Raw genomic sequence first — 25,586 nt, forward strand, 5'->3', positions numbered from 1 at the left:
ACTTGGGGGGAGTGGGGCGGTGAGGGCGGGCAGTAAGGTGCTGGGCATGCATCGCCGCCTGTCGCCGCCCGTCGCGGCGCGCCTCTCGGCGGCGACCGCCGACCTGCCCGGTCCTCTCGCCGTCGTCGACCTCGACGCCTTCGACGCGAATGCCGCCACGCTCGTCTCCCTCGCCGGCGGCGTGCCGATCCGGATCGCGACGAAGTCGCTGCGCAGCCGCCCGCTCATCGAGCGCGCGCTCGGCCGCGACGGCTTCGAGGGCCTCATGTGCTACGCCGTACGCGAGGCGCTGTGGTGGGCGCGCGAAGGACACGAGGACCTGCTCGTCGCCTACCCCAGCGTCGACGTCCCGGCCCTGAGCGAGGTGGCCTGCGACCCGGCCCTGAGGCGCGCCATCATGATCATGATCGACAGCGTCGAGCACGTCGACTTCCTCGCCCGCGAGGTGCCGGGACATGAGGGCCTGCGCGTCGCGGTCGACGTCGACGCGTCGCTGCGGGTCGGCCCGGCACACATGGGGGTGCGTCGCTCGCCCGTGCGCACCCCCGCTGAGGTCGAGGCCGTCATCCGCCGCGCGCAGGAGCGTGGCCTCGTCGTCTCGGGCCTGATGTTCTACGACGCGCAGATCGCCGGACTGCCCGACTCCTCGCCAGCCGTGCGCCGGATGAAGGCCTTCTCGGCCAAGGAGCTGCGCAGCCGTCGCGGCGACGTCGTGTCAGCGTCCCGCGCCCTCGCCGATCTCGAGCTGGTCAACGGCGGCGGCACCGGCAGTCTGCACGTCACGCACCTCGACCCGTCCCTCACCGAGCTCGCCGCCGGTTCGGGTCTGTTCGCCCCGACCCTCTTCGACGGCTACAACGACCTGACGCTGCAACCGGCCGCCTACTTCGCCGCCCCGGTCGTGCGCCGGCCCGGCGAGGGGATGGTGACGGCATACGGCGGCGGCTACGTGGCATCCGGCCCGCCCGGGTGGTCGCGCGTGCCGAGCCCGCTGCCCGAGCACGACCTCGGGCTCATCCGCCGGGAGGGGGCCGGAGAGGTGCAGACACCGCTCACAGGCCCCGGCGCCGACCGGCTCTCACTGGGAGATCGGGTATGGTTCCGGCACGCCAAGGCAGGGGAGCTGGCTGAGCGCTTCACGCAGTTTGCGCTGGTCAGTGCGGTCGGGGGCGACCGGGTCATCGGGGTGGCCGCGACCTATCGTGGGGAAGGGCAGTGTTTTGGCTGATCGCGTCAATGGCGTGGCAGGCGTCGTGCGCAGTGTCGAGTGGTCCAACTGGTCCGGCACCGAGAGCTCGAGGCTCGCTCGCGTGGCCACGCCCCGCGGCGAGTCGGAGGTCGTCGAGGAGGTCGAACGCGCGGCCGCGCGCGGCCTACGGGTCAAGGCCATCGGCGCCGGTCACTCGTTCACCGGTGTGGCGGTCACCGACGGCGTGCAGCTGCGCCTCGGCGCCCTGACGGGAGTCACCTCGATCGACTCGACCCGCGGGGAGGCGACGGTGCGGGCAGGCACCCCGCTCCACGTCCTCAACGAGGAGCTGGCGGCGTTCGGCTACGCCCTGCCCAACCTCGGCGACATCGACCGGCAGAGCCTCGCGGGTGCCACGGCCAGCGGCACGCACGGCACGGGTCTGCGGGTGCCCGGCCTCTCGGCGGGCATCAGGGCGCTGCGTCTCGTGCTCGCCGACGGGTCCGTCGTCACGTGCTCGCCGACCCAGGAGCCCGACCTCTTCCAAGCCGCGCGCCTCGGGCTGGGCGCGCTCGGCATCGTCACCGAGATCACCATCGGCGTGGTGCCGGCGTTCCTGCTCCACGCGGTCGAGAAGCCCGAGCCGCTGCTCGACCTGCTCGACCACGTCAACGTCACCGCCGAGGCCAACGACCACTTCGAGTTCTACTGGTACCCGCACACCGACCGCACCCAGACGAAGCGCAACAACCGGGTGCCCGAGGGCACCCTGAAGCGGCCGCTCCCGACGTGGCGCGAGAAGCTCGACGACGACCTGCTGAGCAACCGCTTCTTCGAGCTGACCAACCGGGTCGCGACGCGCCTACCGCGGTCGACGCGCGGCATCAACGCCGTCGCCTCGCGTGCGCTGGCCGAGCGTCAGTACACCGACAGCTCGCACAAGGTGTTCGTCACCGCGCGGGAGGTGCGGTTCATGGAGTCCGAGTGGGCCTTCCCCCGAACGGCCCTCACCGAGGTGCTGCTCGAGCTGCGCGAGTGGGTCAACACGCACGACGAGCGGATCTCGTTCCCCGTGGAGTGCCGCGTGGCGGCGGCTGACGACGTGTGGCTCTCGACGGCGTACGAGCGGCAGAGCTGCTACATCGCGATCCACAAGTACCACCGGCAGGAGCGCGGCGCGTACTTCGACGCGTTCGAGGCCATCGCGGTCAACCACGGAGGTCGCCCGCACTGGGGCAAGATGCACACCCAGGGCGCCGACTACCTCCGATCGGTCCACCCGCGCTTCGACGACTTCGTCGCGGTGCGCGACCGGGTCGACCCGCGACGCCTCTTCGGCAACCCCTACCTCGAGCGGGTGCTCGGCGACTGACGGTCGCGCCGCTCAGCTCGAGCGTGCGGTGCGCTGACGCTCCCAGGCGAGGTGCAGTGCCGCACCCGGCCGGTGCTGGCGGGCGGGTGTCGGCGGCCGCGCCTACCGTGGGGGCGATGCAGTCCGAGATGGAGGAGGATGTCGTGGCCCAGCAGAGGACCTATCCCGAGGGCGTCACCTCATGGGTCGACACCGAGCAGCCAGACGTCGAGGCGGCCGCGGACTTCTACCGCGGGGTCATGGGCTGGTCGTACGCCGAGGCGACGCCGCCGGGCGCGCCCTTCCGATATCTCGTCGCGCAGCTCGACGGCAAGGACGTCGGTGCTGTCGGCGGCCCTGCCTCGCCCGGCCGCGGTGAGGTCGCGGGGACGCGCTGGAACACCTATGTCGCGGTCGACGACGCCGACGCAGCGGCCGCCCGCATCGAGCAGGCCGGGGGCTTCGTCGTGCAGCCCCCGACAGTCGCGGGGGAGGGTGGACGATCGGTGCTCGTGCGTGACCCTCAGGGCTTGGAGATCGGGTTGTGGGAGGCCAAGCGGCGCCTCGGCGCCCAGGTCACCAACGCGCCCGGCGCATGGAACTTCAGCGACCTGCACGTCGAGGACCCGGAGGCCGCGCAGCCGTTCTATTCTTCCGTGTTCGGCTGGGAGTTCTCCGACGTCGGCTTCGCGACGATGATCCGGGTACCCGGCTACGGCGACCACCTCGCCGCCACGGTCGACCCCGACATCCACGAGCGGCAGTCCGGTGTGGGCGTGCCTCCCGGCTTCGCCGACGCGATCGGCTGGGTCGCGCCCGTGACTCCCGGCGAGGCGCCGGGCTGGCACGTGACGTTCGCGGTGGCCGACCGTGACGCGACCGCCGACCGGGTGGCCGAGCTCGGCGGCACGGTGCTGCGCACCGACGACGGCGACTGGACACACACCGCGCTGGTGCGCGACCCGCAGGGCGCGGTCTTCACCGCCAGCCAGTTCCTCGGCTGACGACGGCGGCCGCCGGAGCACGGGCTGCGCTTCGGGGCGAGGACTGCGCGGCGCCCGGTCGCACGTGCCCCGAACGGCAGCCCGTGCCTCGACCCGCGGCCGGTGCCACGACCCAGCCGGTCAGGTCGTCGTGGCGGGCCCGGCCTCGGTTGCGGGCCGGGTCATCGAGAGCACGTCCAGGGCCTCGTCGAGCTGCTGCTCCGTGAGCTTGCCGTCGGAGACGTGGCCCTGTTCGATGACGACCTCGCGGATGGTCCGGCGCTCCTTGACGGCCTGCTTGACGACGGCCGCCGCGGCCTCGTAGCCGATGTACCGGTTGAGGGGCGTGACGATCGAGGGCGAGCCCTCGGCCAGCTCCCGAGCGTGCTCGACCTCGGCCGTGACGCCGTCGACGCAGCGGTCGGCAAGCAGGCGAGACGTGCTGGCCAGCAACCCGATGGACTCGAGCACGTTCTTGGCCATGACCGGCAGCATGACGTTGAGCTCGAAGTTGCCGGCCGCGCCCGCGGTCGTGATGACGACGTCGTTGCCGATGACCTGCGCGCACGCCATGAGGGTCGCCTCGGGCACGACCGGATTGACCTTGCCGGGCATGATGCTCGAGCCGGGCTGCAGGTCGGGCAGGTGGATCTCGCCGAGGCCGGTGCGCGGCCCGGAGCTCATCCAGCGCAGGTCGTTGCAGATCTTCGTCAGGCTCACCGCGACCACCTTGAGGGCGCCCGACAGCTCGACGACGGCGTCCTGCGCCGACTGGGCCTCGAAGTGGTCGACGGCCTCGCGGAAGGGGATGCCCGTGACCGCGGCCACCCGCTCGATGACCTTGCGCGCGAAGCCGGGCGCCGCGTTGAGACCTGTCCCGGCGGCCGTGCCACCCAGCGGCAGCTCGCTCGTGGCGTCTGCCGCAGTGCGCACCCGGCTCGCACCGAGCTCGACCTGGCGTCGGTAGCCGCCGAACTCCTGCCCGAGCGTCACCGGGACGGCGTCCATGAGGTGGGTCCGGCCGGCCTTGACGACGTCGGCGAACTCCAACTCCTTGCGCGCGAGCGCCGTCGCGAGGTGCTCGAGCGCGGGTACGAGCTCGGTGACCGCTGCGGTCGTGGCCGCGATCCGCAGCGCGCTCGGGAACGTGTCGTTGCTCGACTGGCCGGCGTTGACGTGGTCGTTGGGGTGCACGTCGAGGTCGCTCGCGAGGTGCGCGAGCCGGGCGACGACCTCGTTGACGTTCATGTTCGTCGACGTGCCCGAGCCGGTCTGGAAGACGTCGACGGGAAAGTGGTCGTCGTGGTCGCCGTCCGCGACCTCGCCCGCCGCCCGGGCGATGGCTTGGGCGCGGTCGGCATCGAGCACGCCGAGTTCGGCGTTGACCTCTGCCGCGGCGGCCTTGAGCTGCGCGAGCGCGTGGACGACCCCGGCGGGCACCGGTTGCCCGCTGATCGGGAAGTTCTCGACGGCGCGCGCCGTCTGTGCACCCCAGAGGGCGTCGGCGGGGACCTGCACCTCGCCCATCGAGTCGTGCTCGGTCCGGAAGTCCTGCGAGGCGGCGTCGCTCATGCCTCCATCATGCGCCAGCCCGGCATCGGCCACCTTCCGAGCGAGCCGCACCATCGGCCGGCACGCCGGCACGCCGGCACGCCGGCACGCCGGCACGGCGGCACGCCGGGACGCCGGGTCAGGGGCGGGAGGTGGCGTGGTCGTGGTAGCCGTGGCTCGTGCCGGGGCAGCCCTGCGAGCCGGCGCACGACCAGCCGGCCGGAGCCGAGCGCATCGGCCGGGTGGCCGGGCCGGCGACCGACGCGGCCTCACGCGCGGCGCCGGCAGCCGCGAGCTCCTCGCCCCCACCGGCCTCCTCGGCACGCGCCGCCGCCTCGGCTGCCACCGCGGAGTCGTCCGGGTTGCGGATGAGCAGCCATGACACGACACCACCGGCGACGAGCAACCCGGCGCAGAGCAGCATCGCAACTCGGTACGCCGCCGAGAACGCCTCGGGCCGCGCGTAGTCCGTGCCGCTGAGCCCGACGACGGCCGGCAGAGCGGCGACGGCGAGAAGGCTGCCGGCGCGGGCGACGGCGTTGTTGACGCCGCTGGCCACACCGGCATACCGGTCGGGCGCCGCGGCGAGCACCGTGGCGGTGAGCGGCGCCACGAGCAGCACGAGCCCGAGCCCGAAGATGGTGATGCCCGGGAGCACGCCCGCCACGTACGTCGAGCCGGCGCCGACCCAGGCCAGCAGCACCGTGCCGATGCCGCAGACGATCGGCCCGACGGCCATCGGCAGGCGCGGCCCGATGCGCGATGCCAGCTCGCCGCCGCGCGCCGCGAGGAAGAGCATGAGGATCGTCACCGGCAGCGACGCCATGCCCGCCAGCAGGGGGCCGTAGCCGAGCACGGTCTGCAGCTGGAGGGTGAGGAAGAAGAAGACCGCTCCGAGCGCGGCGTACACGAGCAGCGTCATCGCGTTGGCCGCGCTGAACTGGCGCGACCTGAAGAGCGACGGCGGCACCATCGGGTGCCGGGTGCGGCGCTCGCCGATGACGAAGGCGGCACCGATCGCGAGGCCGACCGCGCTGACCGCGGCCGTGAGACCCGGCCCGAGCGACTCGTACTGGATCAGGGCGAAGGTCGCGACGCCGAGCGCCAGCGTGGCGAGAACGGCCCCGGCCACGTCGAAGTGGTGGTCGGCCCTCTCGTCGCGTGTCTCGGGCACGTGCAGCCACGCGATCCACACGGTCGCAACACCGAGCGGCACGTTGACGAGGAACGCCCACCGCCAGCTCGCGTACTCCACGAGCCAGCCGCCGACGAACGGCCCTATGGCAGAAGCGATCCCGCCGAGCCCCGACCACGTGCCGATGGCCTTGCCGCGGTCTTCCGGTCTGAACGACGCCTGGATCATGGCGAGGCTGCCCGGCGTGAGCAGCGCGCCTCCGACGCCTTGGAGCACGCGCGCTGCGACGAGCTGTCCGGGCGACTGCGCGAGCCCGCACGCGGCGGAGGCGAGCGTGAACCACGCGACGCCGACCAGGAAGACCCGGCGCCGGCCGAACCGGTCACCCAGTGAGCCGCCGAGCAGGATGAGCGAGGCGAGCGCGAGCAGGTACCCGTTGGTGATCCACTGCAGGTCGGCGAGGCTCGCGTCGAGGTCTTCTCCGATGCGCACGAGAGCGACGTTGACCACGGTCCCGTCGAGCAGCGCCATGCCCGAGCCGAGGACGGCGGCCGCGATGATGAACCGACCGGTCGTGGACCCCGAGGCGATGACGCTCACCCCGGCAGTCTGTCACTGCAGCCGCGGTGCCCGCTCGTTGCCGCGGGCGTTCAGCGCGGGCAGTCGTCCACCGGCAGGTCGCGGCGGGAGGCGCGGGCGCCGCGCAGGCCGACGAGCGAGTCGACGGTGAGCACGACGAGCGCGAGCCACACGATGCCGAAGCCGACCCACCGTTCGCGCGGCAGGTGCTCGCCGAGGAGCAGCACGGCGCAGAGCAGCTGCAGCACGGGGGTGATGAACTGGATGAGCCCGATCGAGACGAGCGGGATGCGGCGCGCCGCGGCCGCGAAGCAGAGCAGCGGCACCGCCGTGACGACCCCCGAGAGCACGAGCAGCGAGGTGTGCCACGCGCCGTGCTGTCCGAGCGCGAGGCCACCCTGCGCCCCGACGACGAGCAGCAGCACGACGGCGACGGGCGCGAGCACGACGGTCTCGACGGTGAGGCCGTGGATGGCATCGAGGCTGACGCCGACCTTCTTCTTCGTCAGCCCGTAGAGCGCGAACGACACCGCGAGCGTCAGCGCGACCCACGGCACGCGGCCGCCCGTGACGCCGAGGTAGACCGCTGCCACCACGCCCGTCGCGACCGCCAGCCACTGCAGCGGCCGGAGCCGCTCACCGAGCACGACGACTCCCAGCGCGACGGTGACGAGCGGGTTGAGGAAGTAGCCGAGCGCCGCCTCTGAGGTGTTGCCGGACGTGACCGCCGCGACGTAGACGACCCAGTTGACGGCGATGAGGACGGCGGCGACGGCGGTGCCGGCCAGCAGCCGGGGCCGGCGCAGCAGCGGCCGGATCCAGCCGAGGTCGCGCACGACGAGGAGCACGACGACGCAGAAGAGCAGCGTCCAGAGGATGCGGTGGGCGAGGATCTCCCACGGCCCCGCCGGCCGGAGCACGTCGAAGTAGAGCGGGAAGAGGCCCCAGAGCCCGTATGCCGTGAAGCCGAGGAGGGTGCCCCGCCCCACCTCGCCGTGTGGTGCCGTGGGCGGCCTGGATGGCGCCCCGGTGGTGACGACGGCGTCGGTGCGGTCGGTCGAGGTCACGCCCCGGCGACCCCGTTGGCGCCGGCGGGCGTGCCGACCGTCCAGGTGTCGCGACCCGCGAGCAGCGCGTCGATGTCGGCGTCGGTGACCTCACCCGTGCGGGCCGAGGCGATCTGGTCGCGCAGGCCGTCGTCGTAGGTCGGGCGCTGCACGTTGCGGAAGATGCCCATCGGCACGTTGCCGAGGTCGGGGCTGTCGAGCCGCGAGAGCGCGAAGGCGGCAGAGGGGTCGTCGGCCGATACGTCGTGACGGACGATGTGCGCCGGGTCGGCGTCGGCACGGGGCACGACGGCGAGCGAGCCGCGACCGTCGCGGACCACGACGGTGTCGCCCGCGGCGACCTCCTCGCCGTCGGTCAGGTGCAGGATGCGGGCGGCCGCCTCGGTGCGGTCCTTGAGCACGTCGAAGACACCATCGTTGAAGATCGGGCAGTTCTGGTAGATCTCGACGAGGGCCGAACCGCGGTGCTCGGCGGCCGCGCGCAGCACCGCTGTCAGGTGCTGCCGGTCGGAGTCCATGGTGCGCGCGACGAAGCTCGCCTCGGCGCCGAGCGCCAGGGACACCGGGTTGAAGGGTGTGTCGAGCGAGCCGAGCGGCGTCGACTTCGTGACCTGGCCGACGTGTGACGTGGGGGAGTACTGGCCCTTGGTCAGGCCGTAGATCTCGTTGTTGAAGAGCAGGATCTTGAGGTTGACGTTGCGGCGCAGCGCATGGATGAGGTGGTTGCCGCCGATCGAGAGGGCGTCGCCGTCACCGGTGACGACCCACACCGAGAGGTCCTCCCGCGTCGCCGCCAGACCGGTCGCGATCGCGGGCGCACGACCGTGGATCGAGTGCATGCCGTACGTGTCGAGGTAGTACGGGAAGCGCGACGAGCAGCCGATGCCCGAGACGAAGACGATGTTCTCGCGCTTGAGGCCCAGCTCGGGCAGGAAGCCCTGCACGGCCGCGAGGATGGCGTAGTCGCCACAGCCGGGGCACCAGCGCACCTCCTGGTCGGAGGTGAAGTCCTTCTTCGTCAGTGCGGTGCCGTCGGCGAGGCGGGGCACCCCCGCGGTGCCCGTGGCACCTGCCGAGGGGAGCGGCATACCGAGGTCGGTGGTCATTTTGCGGCCTCCTTGAGGGGCGCGGTCGACACGGACGCCACGGCGGTCGCGATGACGTCGGCGAGCTCGCCGGCCTGGAACGGCAGGCCGCGCACCGACGTGTGCGACTCGATGTCGACGAGGTACTTCGCCCGCAGCAGCATCGAGAGCTGGCCGAGGTTCATCTCGGGCACGATGACGCGCTGGTAGGAACGCAGCACGTCACCGGTGTTGGCGGGGAACGGGTTGAGGTGGCGCAGGTGCGCCTGCGCGACGCGGGCACCCGTGGCGCGGGCGAGGCGGACGGCGGCGGCGATCGGGCCGTACGTCGAGCCCCAGCCCAGCATGAGCACGTCGGCGTCGCCCGTCGGGTCGTCGACGCCGAGCGGGTCGATCGTGTCTGCGATGCCGTCGATCTTCGCCTGGCGCAGCCGCGTCATGTGGTCGTGGTTGTCGGGGTCGTAGGAGATGTTGCCCGTGACGTCGGCCTTCTCGATGCCGCCGACGCGGTGCTCGAGGCCCGGGGTGCCCGGGATGGCCCAGGGCCGTGCGAGGGTCTCGGGGTCGCGGAGGTACGGGTGGAAGACCGGCGCGCCCTTGTCGTCGACCGCGTTCGGCTCGGTCGCGAACTCGACCGCGATGTCGGGAAGCTCGGCCGTGCGCGGCAGCCGCCACGGCTCGGAACCGTTGGCGAGGTAGCCGTCGGACAGCACGATGACGGGCGTGCGGTAGGTCGTCGCGATACGGACGGCCTCGACGGCGACGTCGAAGCAGTCGGCAGGGGTCGAGGGCGCGATGACGGCGACGGGCGACTCGCCGTTGCGGCCGAACAGCGCCTGGAGCAGGTCGGCCTGCTCGGTCTTCGTCGGCAGACCGGTGGACGGCCCGCCGCGCTGGATGTCACAGACGATCAGGGGCAGCTCGAGCGACACGGCCAGCCCGATCGTCTCGGCCTTGAGCGCGAGGCCCGGACCGGAGGTCGTCGTCACACCCAGCGCGCCACCGAACGACGCACCGAGCGCCGCGCCGACGCCCGCGATCTCGTCCTCGGCCTGCATCGTCGCGACGCCGTAGCGCTTGAGCCCGGCGAGCGTGTGCAGGATGTCGGACGCCGGCGTGATCGGGTAGGAGCCGAGGAAGAGCGGCAGGTGCGCCCGGTGGGCGGCAGCGACCAGACCGAGCGACAGCGCGACGTTGCCGGTGACGTTGCGGTACGTGCCGGCATCCATCCGCGCGGGGGCGACCTCGTAGGAGACCGCGAAGTCCTCCGTCGTCTCGCCGTAGTGGAAGCCCGCCCGCAGCGCGGCGAGGTTGGCCTCGAGGATCTCGGGCTTGTCGGAGAACTTCGCCTTGAGGAACGCCTCCGTGCCGTCCATCGGGCGCGTGTAGAGCCAGGAGAGCAGGCCGAGCGCGAACATGTTCTTCGCGCGCTCCTTCTCCTTGCGGGTCAGGTCCGTGAACGACGCGAGCGCCTCGACCGCGATCGAGGTCAGCGCGACCGGGTGCACGTGGTAGCTCTCGAGCGAGCCGTCGTCGATCGGGCTCTCGACGTAGCCGACCTTGGACAGGTTGCGCTTCGTGAACTCGTCGGTGTTGACGATGATCGTGGCGCCGCGCGGCAGGTCGCCGAGGTTGGCCTTGAGCGCGGCGGGGTTCATCGCGACGAGGACGTCCGGCCTGTCACCCGGCGTCAGGACGTTGTGGTCGGCGAAGTGCAGCTGGAAGCTCGAGACGCCCGGCAGCGTGCCCTGGGGTGCGCGGATCTCGGCGGGGAAGTTCGGCAGCGTCGACAGGTCGTTGCCCAGCAGCGCCGTCTGCGACGTGAAGCGGTCACCCGTGAGCTGCATACCGTCGCCGGAGTCTCCGGCGAATCGGATGACCACGCGATCGAGCTTCTGGACCAGTTTGGTGCTCATGCTCTGCGACGTCCTCGAACTTCCATACGATTCACTGCCCCGGGCCCTGTGCGGCGGGCAATTTCCATGGTAGATCGCATGGAATTCACATTTGTGGAGGTTGCCATTACGTGGACAACCCGCGGCGCCGATCCGCGGGGCCGCAGGCACCGGTTCGAGACGATCGGCGCGTGAGCGTGATGGGCGGCTCCGGACGGCACCACGCGGCATACGGAAGGTTCGTCTGGATAGGCTGACTGTCATGACCGGGTACGTGGCCGTCGCAGCGGTGCTGGGGGCGGGCGTCCTGCTCGTCACCGTCGCCATGCTCGCCCGACGCCTGCTGGCTCCGCGGGCCCCGCATGCGGCCAAGCTGACGACGTACGAGTCGGGCGTCGACCCCGTCGGCGAGGGCTGGGCGCAGACGAAGGTCCGCTACTTCGTCTTCTCCTTCCTCTACGTCATCTTCGCGGTCGACGCGATCTACCTCTTCCCGTGGGCCACCGTGATCCGCGACGCCGACCTCGGCCGCGCCAGCCTCGTCGAGATGGGCATCTTCATCGGCGTCATCGTGCTCGGGCTGGCCCATGCCGCGCGGCGCGGCCTGCTGAGGTGGGTGTGATGGACCAGCCGACGAGCCAGCCTGCGAGCCGGCCTGTGAGCCTGCCGATGCCGACCATCGGTCCGGCGTCGATGGGGGTGCTCGGAGGCCACGCACCCAAGCCCGTCAAGGTCGTGCTCAACTGGGGCCGGCGCTACTCGCTGTGGGTGTTCAACTTCGGCCTCGCCTGCTGCGCCATCGAGTTCATCGCCGCCTCGATGGGCCGGCACGACTTCATCCGCCTCGGGGTCATCCCGTTCGCGCCCGGACCGCGCCAGGCCGATCTCATGGTGGTCTCGGGCACCGTCACCGACAAGATGGCCCCAGCGATCCGGCGGCTCTACGACCAGATGCCCGAGCCGAAGTACGTCATCTCCTTCGGCGCCTGCTCCAACTCCGGCGGCCCGTACTGGGACTCCTACTCCGTGACGAAGGGCGTCGACCAGATCGTCCCAGTCGACGTCTACGTGCCCGGTTGCCCGCCCCGACCCGAGGCGCTGCTGCACGGCATCATCCGCCTCCAGGAGCAGATCGCGAGCGAACGCCTCTCGGCGCACAGGATGAACGGCCGGTATGCCGGCACGCGGGTCGCGAGCGCCGGTGACCTCAGCCGTCCGTTGGTGCGGCGTGGCGCGAGGTCCCGGGACGGTGGCAGGTGAAGGTCACCGACGTGCGTGACGTGCCCTTCGGGGAGTGGTCGAGCACTGCGCTCGCGCTCCGCGAGGAGGGTTACGCGTACTTCGACTGGCTGACGGCGGTCGACGAGACCGACCGCGAGGGTGACGACGCCGGCTTCGATGTCGTGTGCCACCTCATCGACACCCGCGAGCCCGGGAGCCTGCCGTCGGTGCTGCTGCGCACGCGGGCCCCCGAGGGCCTTCCCGTCCCGTCGCTCACGGGGATCTTCCGCGGGGCCGCGTGGCACGAGCGCGAGACCCACGAGATGTTCGGCATCGAGTTCGACGGCTTCGACGACGGCACCGGCCTCGGCCTGCGTCCGCTCCTGCTGCCCGACGGCTTCGAGGGGACGCCGCTGCGCAAGTCGTTCGTCCTCGCGGCGCGCGCCTCGAAGGCGTGGCCGGGTGCCAAGGAGCCGGGCGAGGGGCATGACTCCGCCCGCGCCCCCGGCCGTCGCCGCGTGCAGGCGCCGGGCGTGCCCGGCCCGGAGTGGGGACCCCGATGAGCGACCTCGCCCCGTGGCTCGAGGTCGTGCTGCGCGCGGCTGCGGTCCTCGCCGCCTTCCTCGTGCTGCCGCTCCTCGTCGGCCAGACCGAGCACAAGGTCATGGCGCACATGCAGGGCCGCCTCGGGCCCATGTATGCCGGTGGCTTCCACGGGTGGGCGCAGCTCGTCGCCGACGGCGTGAAGTTCGTGCAGAAGGAGGACATCACTCCGGCGCGCGCCGACCGGTGGGTCTTCCGGCTCGCTCCGTTCGTCGCGCTCATCCCGTACCTCGTGGCGCTCGCCGTCATCCCGCTCTCGCCGAGGGTCGTCGGCGCCCGCGTCGACGCGAGCGTCGTGCTGGTCCTCGCGGTGATCGGGGTCGGCGTCGTCGGCACCCTCATGGCCGGGTGGGCCTCGGCCAACAAGTACTCCCTCCTCGGCGCGATGCGGGCCGCGGCGCAGCTGGTCTCCTACGAGCTGCCGATGGTGCTCGCGGTGGCCTCCGTCGCGCTCGCAGGTGGCTCGCTGTCCGTCATCGGCATCGCCGAGGCGTGGACCCCGTGGTGGCTGCTCTGGCAGGCTCCCGGGGCGGTCGTCTTCCTCGTGTCGGCGCTCGCCGAGCTGCAGCGGCCGCCGTTCGACATGCCGCTCGCCGACTCCGAGATCGTCTTCGGCGCGTTCACCGAGTACACCGGGCTGCGTTTCGCGTTCTTCCTGCTTGCCGAGTACGCCGGCATCGTCGTCCTGTCGCTCCTCTTCGCTGTGCTCTTCCTCGGCGGGTGGGCCGGTCCGTTGGAGGGCTGGTTCGGGTGGCTGTGGACGCTGCTCAAGGGCTTCCTCGTCGCCGTCGTCATCATCTGGCTGCGCGTCTCGTGGCCGCGCATGCGCGAGGACCAGCTTCAGCGCCTCGCCTGGGTGTGGCTCGTGCCCCTGGCCCTGGTCCAGCTCGCGCTGACCGCCGTCGGGGTGGTGATCTTCCCGTGACCGACGACCGATCGAGGGTGGAGCGACATGGCTGACGGCATCCTGCCCGGGCTGGTCAAGGGGCTCGCGACCACCGCGAGGTCCCTGACCCGGCACACGCACACGGCGGAGTACCCCGACGTCTCGCCGGCGCTGCCCCCGCGGTCGCGCGGCGTCATCGCGCTCACCGAGGAGAACTGCACGTCGTGCATGCTGTGCGCGCGCGAGTGCCCCGACTGGTGCATCTACATCGACTCGCACAAGGAGGAGCTGCCCCCGACGACGCCCGGCGGCCGGGCGCGGCAGCGCAACGTCCTCGACCGTTTCGCCATCGACTTCTCGCTGTGCATGTACTGCGGCATCTGCATCGAGGTGTGCCCGTTCGACGCGCTGCACTGGAGTCCCGAGTTCGAGTACGCCGAGCTCGACATCCGCGACCTGCTCCACGAGAAGGACCGCCTCGGTGCCTGGATGGCGACCGTCCCGCCGCCCGCGGCGCTCGACCCGGGCAGCCCCGACCCCGCCGAGGTCGCTGCGGCCGCGAAGCCCGCCCGCGGGGCGGGCGCCGGACCCGCGGGTACGCGTGGGGCCGGGGCTGCTGCTCGCCCCGCGCGGGTGCGTCCCGAGCGGACCACCGAGCGGGCCACCGAGCGGACGGCCCAGCGGACTTCCGAGCGTGCCGTCGAGCGGACTGCCGAGCGCGCCGTCGAGCGGGGTGTCGAGCGGACAACGGTCATGCCGACCGCGCAGCCGCCGGTCCCGGACCCCTCAGCCGCCGAGCCGGCGGGCACCGTGCCGCCGGCGGTCGACGTCGAGCAGACGAAGGTCCTTCCGGTCTCCGACGCCTCTGAGGCCGCGGATGCCGTTGCAGCAGAAGGCGACTCGACCCAGGTGCTGCCCACGGTGTCGTCCGACGAGTCCACGCGGTCCGCCGGCGAGGCGGAGACACCCGACGAGGAGGGCCGCTCGTGACGACACGCGACATCGTCTTCGTCGCCGTCGGCGCCGTGACCGCCCTGTCGGCCCTGCTGTCGGTGACGACGAAGCACGTCGTGCACGCGGCGCTGTGGCTGCTCGTGTCACTGGGCTCGCTCGCCGGGGCGTACCTCGTGCTCGGCCAGGAGCTGGTCGGGCTCGTGCAGCTGCTCGTCTACGTGGGCGCCATCGTCGTGCTCGTCCTCTTCGCGCTCATGCTCACCCGGGCCCCGATCGGCCCGCACGCCGAGATCGACACCCCGGGCTGGCAGCGCGTCGCCGGTGCCGTGCTCGGGGCCGCGACGACCGTCCTGCTCGCCTCGCTCCTGCTGCCCCTCTTCTTCGGCGCACGGGCCGACCTCGACACGGCGGAGTCGCTGACACCGCAGGTCGCCCAGGCCATCTTCGGCACGTGGGTCTGGCCGTTCGAGCTGCTCTCCGTGCTGCTCCTCGTCGCGCTGATCGGGGCGTTCGCGGTCTCGCGTCTCGTCCTGACCCGAGAGGAGGCGCCGACGGTCCGCGCCGCCACCCGCCCGTCGACGTCGGCCGACGCGACCCAGCCGGCGGGGGAGCGCGCGTGATCCATCTCGGGTTCCCGGCTGCGCTCGTCGCCCTGCTCGCCGGAATCGGCGTCTACGGTGTCCTCGCGCGGCGCAACGCCGTGCTCGTGCTCATCGGCGTCGAGCTCATCCTCAACGCCGCGAACCTTCTTCTCGTGACAGCGGGTTCGCGACCCGGCGCGCCGTTCGCGGCGGGTCCCGTGCTGACCCTCTTCGTCATCACGATCGCGGCGGCCGAGATCACGGTCGCGCTCGCGATCATCCTCGTGCTCTTCCGCCGCAGCGGCAGCATCGACCTCACGGCCGTCCCCGACCTCAGCGACGACGAGGACGTGCCGGCCGGCGAGAGCGTGCAGCCCGCGACGGAGCGGACGCCTGCCCGGGAGGGTGCCCCGTGAGCTGGATCGTGCGCATGGTCGTCGTGCTCCCGGCGCTCGCCGGGCTCCTCGGACTGCTCGCCCGCAGGCAGCGGTCCGTCGCCGCGGCCATCGCGGTCTCGGTGTCGGCCTACGTCACCGTCCTCGCCCTCATCCAGTGGATCGCCCCGTCGCGCACCGCCGACATCGAGACACTGGGGCGGCTGCCTCTCGGAGACCTCGCGGTGCCTCTGCACCTGCTCTCCGACCGGGTGTCGGGGTTGGTGGCGTTCGTCGTGGCCCTCGTCGTGCTGGCGATCCAGGTCTTCACGGCGTGGTACCTGCGCGACGACCCCCGCTACGGCCAGTTCGCAGCGACGGTCTCGCTCTTCGCCTCCGGCATGCTCCTCGTCCTCCAGTCGGCCGACCTCGTCCTCATGCTCGTCGGCTGGGAGATCATGGGCTGGTGCTCGTGGCTGCTCATCGGCCACGACAGCGAGCGTCCCGCGGCCCGCCGGGCGGCGTACAAGGCCTTCCTCGTCACGCGGGTGGCCGACATCGGCATGGTCGTCGGCATCGTCGCGCTCTCCGTCCGGGCCCAGTCGACCGACCTCTTCGCGGTGCTCACGGCAGGTGGAGAGCCCGCTCTGCTGACCGTGGGTCTCGTCGGCGTGGCGATCGGGGTCGCCGGCAAGTCGGGGCTCGTGCCCTTCCACGACTGGCTGCCCGACGCCATGGAGGGTCCCACGCCCGCGTCCGCGCTCATCCACGCGGCGACCATGGTCGCGGCCGGCACCTATGTCATCGCCCGGCTCTTCACGCTGTACGCCGGCCACGACGGCGCGCGCACCCTGCTGGCCGTCCTGGCCGCCGTGACGATGGTGTATGCCGCCCTGCTCGCGTTCGCCCAGACCGACCTCAAGCGCCTGCTCGCCTACTCGACGCTCAGCCAGATCGCGATCATGTTGTCTGCTCTCGCGGCCGCCCCGGGTGACCTCGGCCCCGGACCCGGCATCTCGCACCTCATCGGTCACGCCTTCTTCAAGGCACTGCTCTTCCTCGGTGCAGGGTGGCTGTCGGTGCTCGCGGGAGCCACGGCGATCGCGGCCCTGCGTGGTCGCCTGCGGCGCACGGGAGCGCTGCGCTGGTCGATGGGCATCGGCTTGGCCGCGCTCGCCGGCGTGCCTCCGCTCATCGGCTTCTTCACCAAGGACACCGTCATCGACGCCGCGCTCGAGGGCACGGGCGTCGGTGCCCGCATCGTCGTCGTCGCGCTCTTCGTCACGGTCGTGCTGACCGCCGCGTACTGCACCCGCGCCTGGCTGCTCCTCGACACCCCGGTCTCGGCCGCCGCTCCCGCACCCGAGGGTGAGGCCGCTGTCGTCGCCGAGGAGGACGTGGCCGTCGTGACCACCACGGACAGCGCGGACGACGCGGAGGTGGAGCGGGTCCACGCCCACGGCCACGAGCCGATCACGCTTCCGGCAGCGCTCGTCGTCTCTGTCCTGGCCGCCCTCACCGTCGTCGGCACCCTGTTCCTGTCGAGCCTTCGCGGCGGCGTCCACGTCGGGCTCGTCGGCGCCCTCCTGTCAGTGCTGCTCGTCGTCGGCGCTGCGTCTGCCGTGTGGGTCCTCAGCGACCGGGGCCGCTCCGACGTCGCCGAGCGCCTGCCGGTCCGCTTGCGCGAGTCCGCGGTGCGCGGCTTCGGTGCCGACACGGCATACGCCGGCTTCGGTCGAGGGGTGACGGCGCTCGCCCGCCTCGTCGTCGTGCTCGACCGAGACGTCGTCGACGCCTACCCGCGGGCGACGGCCGCCGCGGCGCGCGCGGCTGGCCGGGTCGGTGAGCGCAGCCACCGCGCGGTGCCGTCCCTGTCGCTCCTCGGGCTGCTCTGCGGCGTCGTGCTCGTCGCGGTCCTGGGGGTGACGGCGTGGCGCTGACCCTCCTGCTCCTCGTGCCGCTGCTTGCGGCGATCGCCCTCATCGCCATCCCCGGCGAGTCCCGCGTCGAGCGGGGTATCGCCCTCGGCTCGACAGTCGTCACGGCGCTGTTGGCCGTGGTCGTCGTGTGGGGCCGCCACGAGGTCGACGTGCCGTGGATCCGCTCGCTCGGGGTGCGCTGGCACTTCGGCGTCGACGGCATCTCGGCGGCGCTCGTCCTGCTCACGGCGCTGCTCACCGTGGCCGTCGTCGCGCACGCGCTCGCGGGCCCGATCCCCAGGGGCGGCACCGGCTCGACGTTCCTCGGCTGCATCCTGCTCATCGAGACGGGCGCGCTCGCGACCTTCCTCGCGCGCGACGCCATCCTCTTCTTCATCGCCTTCGAGGTCGTCCTCGTGCCGATGTGGGTGCTCGTCCGTCGGTTCGGCGACGACCACGTGCGCGACGAGACCCGCGCCGACGCCGCGGGCCGCTTCGTGCTGTTCACCGCGCTCGGCTCGACGCTCATGCTCGTCGGCATCCTGTTCCTCGTGCACCACCAGGGCACGAGCGACCTCATCGTCCTCGCCGACCGCCACGGCGCCGGTATCGCCAGACCCCTCGAGATCGCGATCGCCGCACTCCTGCTGCTCGGCCTCGGCATCAAGGTGCCCCTCTGGCCGCTCCACACGTGGCTGCCGTCGGCGCACACCATCGCGCCGACTGCCGGCTCGGTGCTGCTCGCGGCGGTGCTCCTCAAGATGGGCACCTACGGCATCGTGCGCGTCGTCGTCGCGACCGTCCCGCAGGGGGTCGCGGCGCTCAGCCCGGTCCTCGCGGTCCTGGGTGTCGTCGGCATCCTCTGGGGAGGTCTTGCCTGCCTCGTGGAGCGAGACCTCAAGCGCCTCATCGCCTACAGCTCCGTCGCGCACATGGGTTTCGTCGCGCTCGCGATAGCGTCCGGCAGCGAGACCGGCCTGCAGGCGGCGCTGTTCGGCAACATCGCGCACGGTGTCGTCGCCGCACTCCTCTTCTTCGTCGTCGGTGACCTCAAGGAGCAGTGGGGCTCGTCGGATCTGCGTGTGGCACGCGCAGCCTTGCGCGACAAGGCGCCCCGCTTCGGTTTCGTGCTCGTCGTCGGCCTCGCCGCCGCCCTGGGCCTGCCCGGCCTCGTCAGCTTCTGGGGCGAGTTCCTGGCGCTGTATGCCGCGTGGTCGCCCGCGCCCGACCGCCCGGTAGCGCTCCTGCGGGTCTGCGTGGTGCTCGGTGCCGCCGGTCTGGCGCTGGCGGCCGCCTACTCGCTGCGCGTCGCACGCATCGTCTGGGCCGGCGAGGGCAGCGAGGCCGCCGAGGGGCCGGCCGCCGAGCCGGTCGCCGACGCGCGCGGTGCCCGTTGGGCCGTCGCCATGGCCCTCGTCGTCGTCATCGTCGTGCTCGGCCTCGTGCCGCACCTGCTGCTCGGCCTGTCCGACGCCGCGACCACCGGCCTGCTCGCCGGCCTGGGGGCAATGCCGTGAAGGGCCTCACCATCGACTACGGAGTCCTGCTGCCTGCGCTCGTGCCCGTCTCCGGGCTCGTGCTCGTCCTCGTCGCCGACCTCCTCATGCCTCGGCTGAGGCGGGTGCCGTACGCCATCGCGGGGCTCGCTTCGCTCGGGTCAGCAGCGACGACGCTGCCGGGCCTAGCTCTCGGCGGCGGATCGACGCGCGAGACGTTCTGTGTCACAGGCGGGTTCGGCGCGCCGGCGACGAGCAGCCTGCCCGCCGTCGACGGGCTGCCGCAGGTCTGTCTCTGGCAGGCCGACGCGCTCGGCAGCACGCTCCAGCTGGCCGCCGCCGTCTCGGCTCTCGTCTGCATCGCCATCGCGTGGCCGCTGTCGCGCCGACGTCGCCCGACCGACAGCACCCGCGAGCCCGTGGAGGCGGTCCTGCTCCTCGCGGCCCTCGCCGGCACCGTCGTCGTGGCGGCCAGCCGCGACGTCGGCACGTGGCTCGTCGCGCTCGAGCTCGCGACCCTGCCGGTCATCGCCCTCGTCGCCCTCTCGGGCCGGCGCTCGGCCGTCGCGGGCGCGACCCAGCTGCTCGTCACCTCGCTCGTGTCCTTCGCGCTGCTGGTGCTCGGCGTCGCGCTGTGGTTCGCGGCGACCGGCAGCCCGTTCCTGACGCCGGACGCCGCCTTGTCATCGGCAGGCGCGTTCTCGGCGGCCGGTCCGTCGCCGACCGTCGTCGTGTGGCCGTCGGTGTCGGCCGGGCTCGTCTCGCTCGCCACCGTGCTCGTCATCGCGGGCATCGGCTTCAAGCTCTCGCTCGTGCCGTTCCACGCGTGGACGCCCACGGCCTACGCCGGATCGTCGGTGCCCGTCGCGACCTTCCTCGCCACGGTGTCGAAGATCGCCGCCCTCGCCGCCCTGCTCGTCGTGCTGCGTGCGGTCGCCGTCCTCGGCACGCCGGCGCTGCTCTCGATCGCGGTGCTCGCGTCGCTCAGCATGACCCTCGGCAACGTCATGGCCCTGCGCCAGGACGACGTCGTGCGCCTCCTCGCGTGGTCGACCGTCGCGCAGGCCGGCTGGGTCGTGCTGCCGCTCGTCAGCGTCTCCGCGCTCGGCGTCGGGGCGAGCGCGACGTACCTGCTCACGTACGTCGTCGCCACGCTCGTCGCGTTCGCCGTCGTCGCCGCCACGCTGCGCGACCGGCCGGGTGACGGACGCTCCATCGCCGCGTACGAAGGACTCTGGCAGCGCAGCCCGTGGCGCGCCGGTGCCCTCGCGCTCGCGCTGACCTCGCTCGCCGGTCTGCCCCCCGGCATCATCGGCCTGGTCGGCAAGGTCACCGCCTTGCAGCCCGTCGTCGCCGAGGGGTGGATCTGGCTCGCGGTCGTGGCCGCCGCCAACGCGGTGCTCGGCGTCGCCGTCTACCTGCGCTGGCTGCGCGCCGTCATCACCGCCGACACGTCGGCGACCGCCTTCGGCACGGTGACGCGGCGGCCGGTCATGGTCGCCGGGCTCGTCGTCGCAGCCGCCGTCCTGGTCGTCGTGAGCGTGCAGCCCGACCTGCTCCTGCGCCTCCTGGGCTGAGTTCGCCGGGGCACGGGAAAGGCCCCGGGGGAGTCCCGGGGCCTTTCCCGGTCGAAGACGTCGACCTCGACCGAGCCGTCAGACGGTGTGGGGGACCGGCTGCCTGCCGGAGATGGGCACCGTCGCCTCGTCGACGTGCTTCGCGTGGCGCAGGCCCAGCAGGCCGAGGACGAGCAGGAGGGCTGCCGCGATGAAGGCTCCGATCCCGGCGTACAGGGCGATCGTGCCCATCGTGCCGAAGGCGTAGGCGTTGAGAAGCAGGCCCCGCAGCGTGTTGCCCATGAACAGGCTCTGGCGCAGCTCGCCGAGCGCCTGGACCTGGGCCGGGTCGGCCGCCGCGTTCTTGGACGCCTTCATGAACTCACCCGAGACCTCGGAGTACGTCTTGTTGTTCGACTGCGTGTTCATGTGCACGAGGATGTAATGGTCCGCGAAGGCCTTCGCCTGCGCGCCGGTCTCCATCTTCTGGCCGGCGTACTGCAGGAGGGCGTCCTTCTGCTCCTGGGTCTCGAGCGCGGCGGCTGCCGGCATCGTGATGTTCTGCTGGCTCAGCTGCTCCTTGACGTTGCCGGCGACGAAGCTGCTGGCGTAGGTCAGCAGGCCGCCCGCGACGAGGAGTACCGCGGCCATGATGAGGCCGGTCCAGGAGATCAGCCTGTCGAGTGTCTTGCGCATCGTTCGCTTCCTTCATCGTGGGGTGTCGGTTGTCCCAACACCGCCAAACTACTACGGAACGTAGTAGTTCAGGTCGTGTTCCACGGGCAGGGCCGCGAGATCCCCGTCACAGCGGCCGGCTCCCAGCAGCCTCCCCGCGCGCTGCCAGCGAGCTCCCAGTGGGAACGCCCTCCCGCACCTGCTCGTTCACCCGACATGCACAACCACTTCAACGGGCTCAAGACGGCCGCCCTCTTCGGCGGCATCTGGGCCCTCCTGCTCGGCATCGGCGCGCTCGTCGGCGGTGGGCGGTTCATCTGGTTCTTCGCGCTCATCGGCGTCGCGACGACCTTCTACGGCTACTGGAACAGCGACAAGCTCGCGATCCGCGCCATGCACGCCTACCCGGTCTCCGAGGCGCAGGCGCCGGCGATGTACCGCATCGTCCGTGAGCTCTCGACCGCCGCCGGCAAGCCGATGCCGCGCCTCTACATCTCCCCGACCCAGGCGCCCAACGCGTTCGCGACGGGACGCAACCCGCAGAACGCCGCCGTCTGCTGCACCGAGGGCATCCTCGGACTGCTCGACGAGCGCGAGCTGCGCGGAGTCCTCGGCCACGAGCTCATGCACGTCTACAACCGCGACATCCTCACCAGCTCGGTCGCGGCCGCCATCGCGGGCGTCATCACGTCGGTCGGGCAGATGCTGATGTTCACGAGCATGTTCGGCGGCGGCAGCTCCGACGAGGACCGCCCCAACCCGATCGCGCTGCTCGCGATGAGCCTGCTCGCACCGATGGCCGCTGTGCTGATCCAGATGGCGATCAGCCGCACCCGCGAGTACGACGCCGACGAGGACGGTGCGAGGCTCACGGGTGACCCTCTGGCCCTCGCCTCGGCACTGCGCAAGCTCGAGTCCGGTGTGGCGCGGGCGCCCCTCGCCCCGCAGCAGGACATCGTCAACGCGAGCCACATGATGATCGCCAACCCCTTCCGGGCCCAGGACGTCACGCGCTTCCTGTCGACGCACCCGCCGATGGACCAGCGCATCGCGCGCCTCGAGAACCTCGCCGGCGGCCCGCGCTGGTCGTGAGCGTCATGACGCCGGGCTTCCCGGGCCACGGCGAGCCTGCCGATCTGGCAGGCTCGCTCCCATGCGCAGTCTCACCCTGGTCGAAGCCCGCGAGCGATCCTCGCTGATCACCGTCACGTCGTATGCCGTCGAGCTCGACCTCGACCGAGGTGACGAGATCTTCGGCTCGCACACGGCCGTCCGCTTCACGTGCGCAGAGCCCGGCGCGGCCTCGTGGGTCGACCTCAAGGCGCGCTCCGTCGAGGCGGTGTCGCTCAACGGGGAGGCGCTCGACCCGGCCGCCGTCCTCGACGGGCGCCTGCCGCTCACCGGCCTGCAGGCCGACAACGAGCTCGTCGTCGCCTCCACCATGGCCTACAGCCACGACGGACAGGGTCTGCACCGCGCGACCGACCCCGCCGACGACCGCGACTACGTCTACGGCCACCTGTTCCTCGACGCCGCGCCCAGCGTCTACGCGTGCTTCGACCAGCCCGACCTCAAGGCCCCCTACGACGTCACGGTCCGGGCCCCCCTCGACTGGGTCGTCCTCGGCAACGGCGCTGCGACGCAGAGCGGCCCGGGCCGGTGGACCCTCGCCACGACGAAGCCGCTCGCGACGTACTTCATGACGGTGTGCGCCGGACCGTACGTCTCCGTGAGCGACGAGCACGACGGCATACCCCTGGGCATCCACGCGCGGGCGTCGCTGCGTGAGCCGCTCGAGCGGCACGCCCCCGAGCTCTTCGACGTGACGAAGCGGTCGTTCGACTACTTCCACGGGCTGTTCGGCATCCGCTACCCGTTCGGCGAGTACCACCAGGTCTTCGTGCCCGAGTTCAACGCCGGCGCGATGGAGAACCCCGGCTGCGTGACCTTCCGCGACCAGTACCTCTTCCGGGGTGCGGCCACCCGTGACGAGCTCCTCGGTCGCGCCAACACGGTCGCGCACGAGATGTCGCACATGTGGTTCGGCGACATCGTGACGATGAAGTGGTGGGACGACCTGTGGCTGAACGAGTCGTTCGCCGAGTACATGTCTCACCGCTGCCTCGTCGATGCGACCGACTACACCGACGCCTGGGTCGACTCCTCGATCGTCCGCAAGGTGTGGGGCTACGGCGCGGAGCGCTCACCCTCGACCCACCCCGTGGCCGGCGTCGAGGCACTCGACGCGCAGAGCGCACTGCAGAACTTCGACGGCATCTCGTACGCGAAGGGCGCGGCCACGCTGCGCCAGCTCATCGCGTACGTCGGTGACGAGCCCTTCATCGAGGGCGTGCGCGCCTACCTGACCGACAAGTCCTACGGCAACGGCACGCTCGCCGACTTCCTCGGCGCCATCGAGGCCGCGAGCGGCAAGGACCTCGAGACGTGGTCGCGCGCCTGGCTGCTCACGGCCGACCGCGACACGATCTCGGTCGACGTCGAGGAGCAGGGCGGCGTCATCCAGTCGGCGGTTGCGCGGCGCGAGTCGCCCACCGACCGCCCCGCCGACCGGCCGCACGCGTTCGACGTCGCCGGCTGGACGGACGGGCGCGAGCTCGGCCGGGTCACGACGACGATCACCGGCCCCGAGACGGCGCTCGCCGACCTGGAGGGCACTCCCGAGCCGGCGCTGCTCGTGCCCAACGCGTCCGACCTGACGTGGGCGCGGGTGCGCCTGTCCGACTCCACGGTGGCGGCGCTGCCGACCCAGCTCGCGCAGGTCCCCGACGACCAGGCGCGCGCCGTCGTGTGGTCGGCGCTCATCGATGGGGTGCACGGCGCGACCGTCTCGCCCGGCGCCTTCCTCGACGTCTTCGACGCGGCGTGGCCGCACGAGACGAGCTCGTCGATCCTGACCCGTATCGCGGCGTACGCAGAGCACCGGATCGTGCCGTGGTTCGTACCGCGCGAGGCGCAGGACCGGGCGCTCGCCCGGCTCAGCACGGCCGGCGCCGGGCTGCTCGAGCGGTCGACGCCGGGCACGACCGAGTCCCTTGCCGCCGCGCGCCTGGTCGCCGGCACGAGCGCCGACGCGACGCTGCTGCGCGCGTGGGCCGACGGCGAGGGACTGCCGGCCGGCCTCGAGGACGACGGCGACTTCCGCTGGATCGTCGTGCGCAACCTCGCCTCACGTGGGCTCATCGGGGTGCCCGAGATCGAGGCCTACCACACCAAGGACGACACGCTCCAGGGCAGCCTCAACGCGCTCATGTGCCGCGCGAGCCTGCCCGACGCCGAGGTCAAGGCGTGGGCGTGGGCCCAGCTGACCGGGCAGGAGGGACGCTCCAACTACGAGATGGTCCACCTGGCGCGGGGGTTCTGGATGGCGCCCGACGACGACCTCGTCGTCGACTACGTGCCCCGCTACTTCACCGACGTGCCCGCCATGTCGGAGTGGGTCGGCGAGGACGCCCTGTCCCGCGTCGTGCTCGTCGCGTTCCCGCGCGTCTTCACCGAGGAGACGGCTCGCCTCAGCGCTGCGACCATCGCTCGTGACGACCTGACGCCCGCCGTGCACCGCTCGCTCGTCGACGCCGACGCCGAGCTGCGCGAGGCTCTCGCGTCACGGGCGACGTTCGGCGCACCAGTGTGACGGGCGTGCCCGCCCCCACCCGAGACGAGCTGCCCGAGTTCGTGCGCACGGTGTGCGACGCCCACGCCGCCCTGCTCGAGGAGCGCCTCCCGGGTCTGCTCGAGGGACTGCACCTGCACGGCTCGGTCGGATTCGAGGGCGAGTTCCACGGAAGCAGCGACATCGACTTCGTCGCAGTCACGAGCCGGCGCCCCGGCGACGGCGAGGTCGACGTCCTCCGGCAGGTGCACGCCGAGCTGGACCGACGGTGGCCCGAGCCGGCATACGACGGCTTCTACGTCGTCACTGACGACCTCGCGCGCAGCCCCGACGTCGTGCCGGAGGTACCGGGCGTGCTGCACCAGTGGTTCGACCTCGGCACGCACTGCGACATCAAGCACATCACCTGGCGCGAGCTGCGCGACCACGGGATCACGATGCGCGGCAAGGCTCTTCGCGACCTGACGATCTGGAGCGACGACGCCGCGCTCCACGCCTCGACCCGCGAGAACCTCGACACCTACTGGCGCTCACAGCTCGAGGCGATGCACCACCACCCGCGCGAGGCGTCCCTGCCGCAGGCTGCGGAGTGGGGCGCGCTCGGGGCGCCGCGCCTGGTCCACCTGCTCCTGACCGGTACACCGACGTCGAAGTCCGGCGCGGGCCGCTGGGCCCTCGGCGCGTACCCGCACCACCGCGAGATCGTCGAGGAGGCCCTGCGCGTGCGCGAGCGTCCCGACGACGCGTCGACGTATGCCGCCGACCCCGACAGGCGCCGTCGTGACCTCATCGCGTTCATGGACGAGGTCATCGCCGACGGCGTCGGGATGACGACACCTCCGCAGCGGTGAGTGC

At 72.0% G+C, this 25,586-nt stretch carries 22 protein-coding genes; 16 read left to right on the plus strand and 6 right to left on the minus strand.

The annotated features are described in order from the left end of the window. The first annotated feature begins 46 nt into the window (after positions 1-46). The 3 genes from ACFQU3_RS10190 (at position 47) to ACFQU3_RS10200 (ending at position 3,544) form a co-directional block, all read left to right on the plus strand. Entirely contained in the window at positions 47-1,228 is a 1,182-nt protein-coding gene (locus ACFQU3_RS10190; RefSeq protein ID WP_385909308.1) for an alanine racemase, read from the plus strand. Between the two features lie 25 nt (positions 1,229-1,253). Beyond that, the gene (locus ACFQU3_RS10195) at positions 1,254-2,561 is read left to right on the plus strand and encodes a D-arabinono-1,4-lactone oxidase (protein ID WP_385909525.1); all 1,308 of its coding nucleotides are present in this window, start codon (positions 1,254-1,256) and stop codon (positions 2,559-2,561) included. 116 nt (positions 2,562-2,677) lie between these two features. Then, positions 2,678-3,544, plus strand: coding sequence for a VOC family protein (locus tag ACFQU3_RS10200; RefSeq protein WP_385909310.1), 867 nt, complete (start codon positions 2,678-2,680; stop codon positions 3,542-3,544). Between the two features lie 120 nt (positions 3,545-3,664). Here ACFQU3_RS10200 and ACFQU3_RS10205 read toward each other — a convergent pair whose 3' ends face one another. The 5 genes from ACFQU3_RS10205 to ACFQU3_RS10225 all read right to left on the minus strand — a co-directional run bounded on the left by ACFQU3_RS10205 (position 3,665) and on the right by ACFQU3_RS10225 (position 10,856). Beyond that, on the minus strand, positions 3,665-5,095 hold the full coding sequence (locus ACFQU3_RS10205) for a class II fumarate hydratase (protein ID WP_385909312.1): 1,431 nt from the start codon (positions 5,093-5,095) through the stop codon (positions 3,665-3,667). Positions 5,096-5,213: 118 nt separating this feature from the next. Next, a complete protein-coding gene (locus tag ACFQU3_RS10210) occupies positions 5,214-6,809 on the minus strand; it encodes an MFS transporter (protein WP_385909314.1) in 1,596 nt (531 codons plus the stop codon). Between the two features lie 50 nt (positions 6,810-6,859). Next, positions 6,860-7,855: an EamA family transporter RarD gene (gene rarD, locus ACFQU3_RS10215; RefSeq protein WP_385909316.1), complete on the minus strand. Its 996-nt coding sequence runs from the start codon at positions 7,853-7,855 to the stop codon at positions 6,860-6,862. After that, on the minus strand, positions 7,852-8,961 hold the full coding sequence (locus ACFQU3_RS10220) for a 2-oxoacid:ferredoxin oxidoreductase subunit beta (RefSeq protein ID WP_385909318.1): 1,110 nt from the start codon (positions 8,959-8,961) through the stop codon (positions 7,852-7,854). The genes rarD and ACFQU3_RS10220 overlap by 4 nt, the downstream gene beginning before the upstream one ends. Continuing rightward, positions 8,958-10,856, minus strand: coding sequence for a 2-oxoacid:acceptor oxidoreductase subunit alpha (locus ACFQU3_RS10225; protein ID WP_385909320.1), 1,899 nt, complete (start codon positions 10,854-10,856; stop codon positions 8,958-8,960). Before ACFQU3_RS10225 ends, ACFQU3_RS10220 begins: the two co-directional genes overlap by 4 nt. Positions 10,857-11,097: 241 nt before the next feature. Between ACFQU3_RS10225 and ACFQU3_RS10230 the strand changes: the two genes are divergently transcribed. Genes ACFQU3_RS10230 through ACFQU3_RS10275 form a run of 10 tightly spaced genes read left to right on the plus strand, consistent with a single transcriptional unit; the run spans position 11,098 to position 20,446 of the window. Then, the gene (locus ACFQU3_RS10230) at positions 11,098-11,457 is read left to right on the plus strand and encodes an NADH-quinone oxidoreductase subunit A (RefSeq protein ID WP_385909322.1); all 360 of its coding nucleotides are present in this window, start codon (positions 11,098-11,100) and stop codon (positions 11,455-11,457) included. Continuing rightward, positions 11,457-12,095, plus strand: coding sequence for an NADH-quinone oxidoreductase subunit B (locus tag ACFQU3_RS10235; RefSeq protein WP_385909324.1), 639 nt, complete (start codon positions 11,457-11,459; stop codon positions 12,093-12,095). The genes ACFQU3_RS10230 and ACFQU3_RS10235 overlap by 1 nt, the downstream gene beginning before the upstream one ends. Beyond that, a complete protein-coding gene (locus tag ACFQU3_RS10240; protein WP_385909326.1) occupies positions 12,092-12,619 on the plus strand; it encodes an NADH-quinone oxidoreductase subunit C in 528 nt (175 codons plus the stop codon). The genes ACFQU3_RS10235 and ACFQU3_RS10240 overlap by 4 nt, the downstream gene beginning before the upstream one ends. Then, positions 12,616-13,584, plus strand: a complete 969-nt coding sequence (locus ACFQU3_RS10245) for an NADH-quinone oxidoreductase subunit H (RefSeq protein WP_385909328.1) — start codon at positions 12,616-12,618, stop codon at positions 13,582-13,584. The genes ACFQU3_RS10240 and ACFQU3_RS10245 overlap by 4 nt, the downstream gene beginning before the upstream one ends. 27 nt (positions 13,585-13,611) lie before the next feature. After that, positions 13,612-14,535: a NuoI/complex I 23 kDa subunit family protein gene (locus ACFQU3_RS10250; RefSeq protein ID WP_385909330.1), complete on the plus strand. Its 924-nt coding sequence runs from the start codon at positions 13,612-13,614 to the stop codon at positions 14,533-14,535. Next, positions 14,532-15,119: an NADH-quinone oxidoreductase subunit J gene (locus tag ACFQU3_RS10255; RefSeq protein WP_385909332.1), complete on the plus strand. Its 588-nt coding sequence runs from the start codon at positions 14,532-14,534 to the stop codon at positions 15,117-15,119. Before ACFQU3_RS10250 ends, ACFQU3_RS10255 begins: the two co-directional genes overlap by 4 nt. Continuing rightward, the gene (nuoK, locus tag ACFQU3_RS10260) at positions 15,116-15,496 is read left to right on the plus strand and encodes an NADH-quinone oxidoreductase subunit NuoK (protein ID WP_385909333.1); all 381 of its coding nucleotides are present in this window, start codon (positions 15,116-15,118) and stop codon (positions 15,494-15,496) included. Before ACFQU3_RS10255 ends, nuoK begins: the two co-directional genes overlap by 4 nt. After that, positions 15,493-17,394: an NADH-quinone oxidoreductase subunit L gene (locus ACFQU3_RS10265; protein ID WP_385909335.1), complete on the plus strand. Its 1,902-nt coding sequence runs from the start codon at positions 15,493-15,495 to the stop codon at positions 17,392-17,394. Before nuoK ends, ACFQU3_RS10265 begins: the two co-directional genes overlap by 4 nt. Next, on the plus strand, positions 17,385-18,890 hold the full coding sequence (locus ACFQU3_RS10270; protein ID WP_385909337.1) for a NuoM family protein: 1,506 nt from the start codon (positions 17,385-17,387) through the stop codon (positions 18,888-18,890). Before ACFQU3_RS10265 ends, ACFQU3_RS10270 begins: the two co-directional genes overlap by 10 nt. Then, positions 18,887-20,446: an NADH-quinone oxidoreductase subunit N gene (locus ACFQU3_RS10275; protein ID WP_385909339.1), complete on the plus strand. Its 1,560-nt coding sequence runs from the start codon at positions 18,887-18,889 to the stop codon at positions 20,444-20,446. The genes ACFQU3_RS10270 and ACFQU3_RS10275 overlap by 4 nt, the downstream gene beginning before the upstream one ends. 78 nt (positions 20,447-20,524) lie before the next feature. On the opposite strand, the gene ACFQU3_RS10280 is transcribed toward ACFQU3_RS10275, so the two are convergent. Further along, a complete protein-coding gene (locus ACFQU3_RS10280) occupies positions 20,525-21,121 on the minus strand; it encodes a hypothetical protein (protein WP_385909341.1) in 597 nt (198 codons plus the stop codon). 195 nt (positions 21,122-21,316) lie between these two features. On the opposite strand from ACFQU3_RS10280, the gene htpX reads away from it, so the two are divergent. The 3 genes from htpX (at position 21,317) to ACFQU3_RS10295 (ending at position 25,582) form a co-directional block, all read left to right on the plus strand. Continuing rightward, positions 21,317-22,192 carry a zinc metalloprotease HtpX gene (gene htpX, locus ACFQU3_RS10285; RefSeq protein ID WP_385909343.1) on the plus strand — a complete coding sequence of 292 codons (876 nt, stop codon included), beginning with the start codon at positions 21,317-21,319 and terminating at the stop codon, positions 22,190-22,192. A gap of 61 nt (positions 22,193-22,253) precedes the next feature. Further along, on the plus strand, positions 22,254-24,752 hold the full coding sequence (gene pepN / locus ACFQU3_RS10290) for an aminopeptidase N (RefSeq protein ID WP_385909345.1): 2,499 nt from the start codon (positions 22,254-22,256) through the stop codon (positions 24,750-24,752). A gap of 5 nt (positions 24,753-24,757) precedes the next feature. Further along, the gene (locus ACFQU3_RS10295; RefSeq protein WP_385909347.1) at positions 24,758-25,582 is read left to right on the plus strand and encodes a hypothetical protein; all 825 of its coding nucleotides are present in this window, start codon (positions 24,758-24,760) and stop codon (positions 25,580-25,582) included. Positions 25,583-25,586 lie beyond the last annotated feature (4 nt).

The organism is Terrabacter sp. GCM10028922, from assembly GCF_042666095.1.
In the GTDB taxonomy this organism is placed as follows: domain Bacteria; phylum Actinomycetota; class Actinomycetes; order Actinomycetales; family Dermatophilaceae; genus Terrabacter.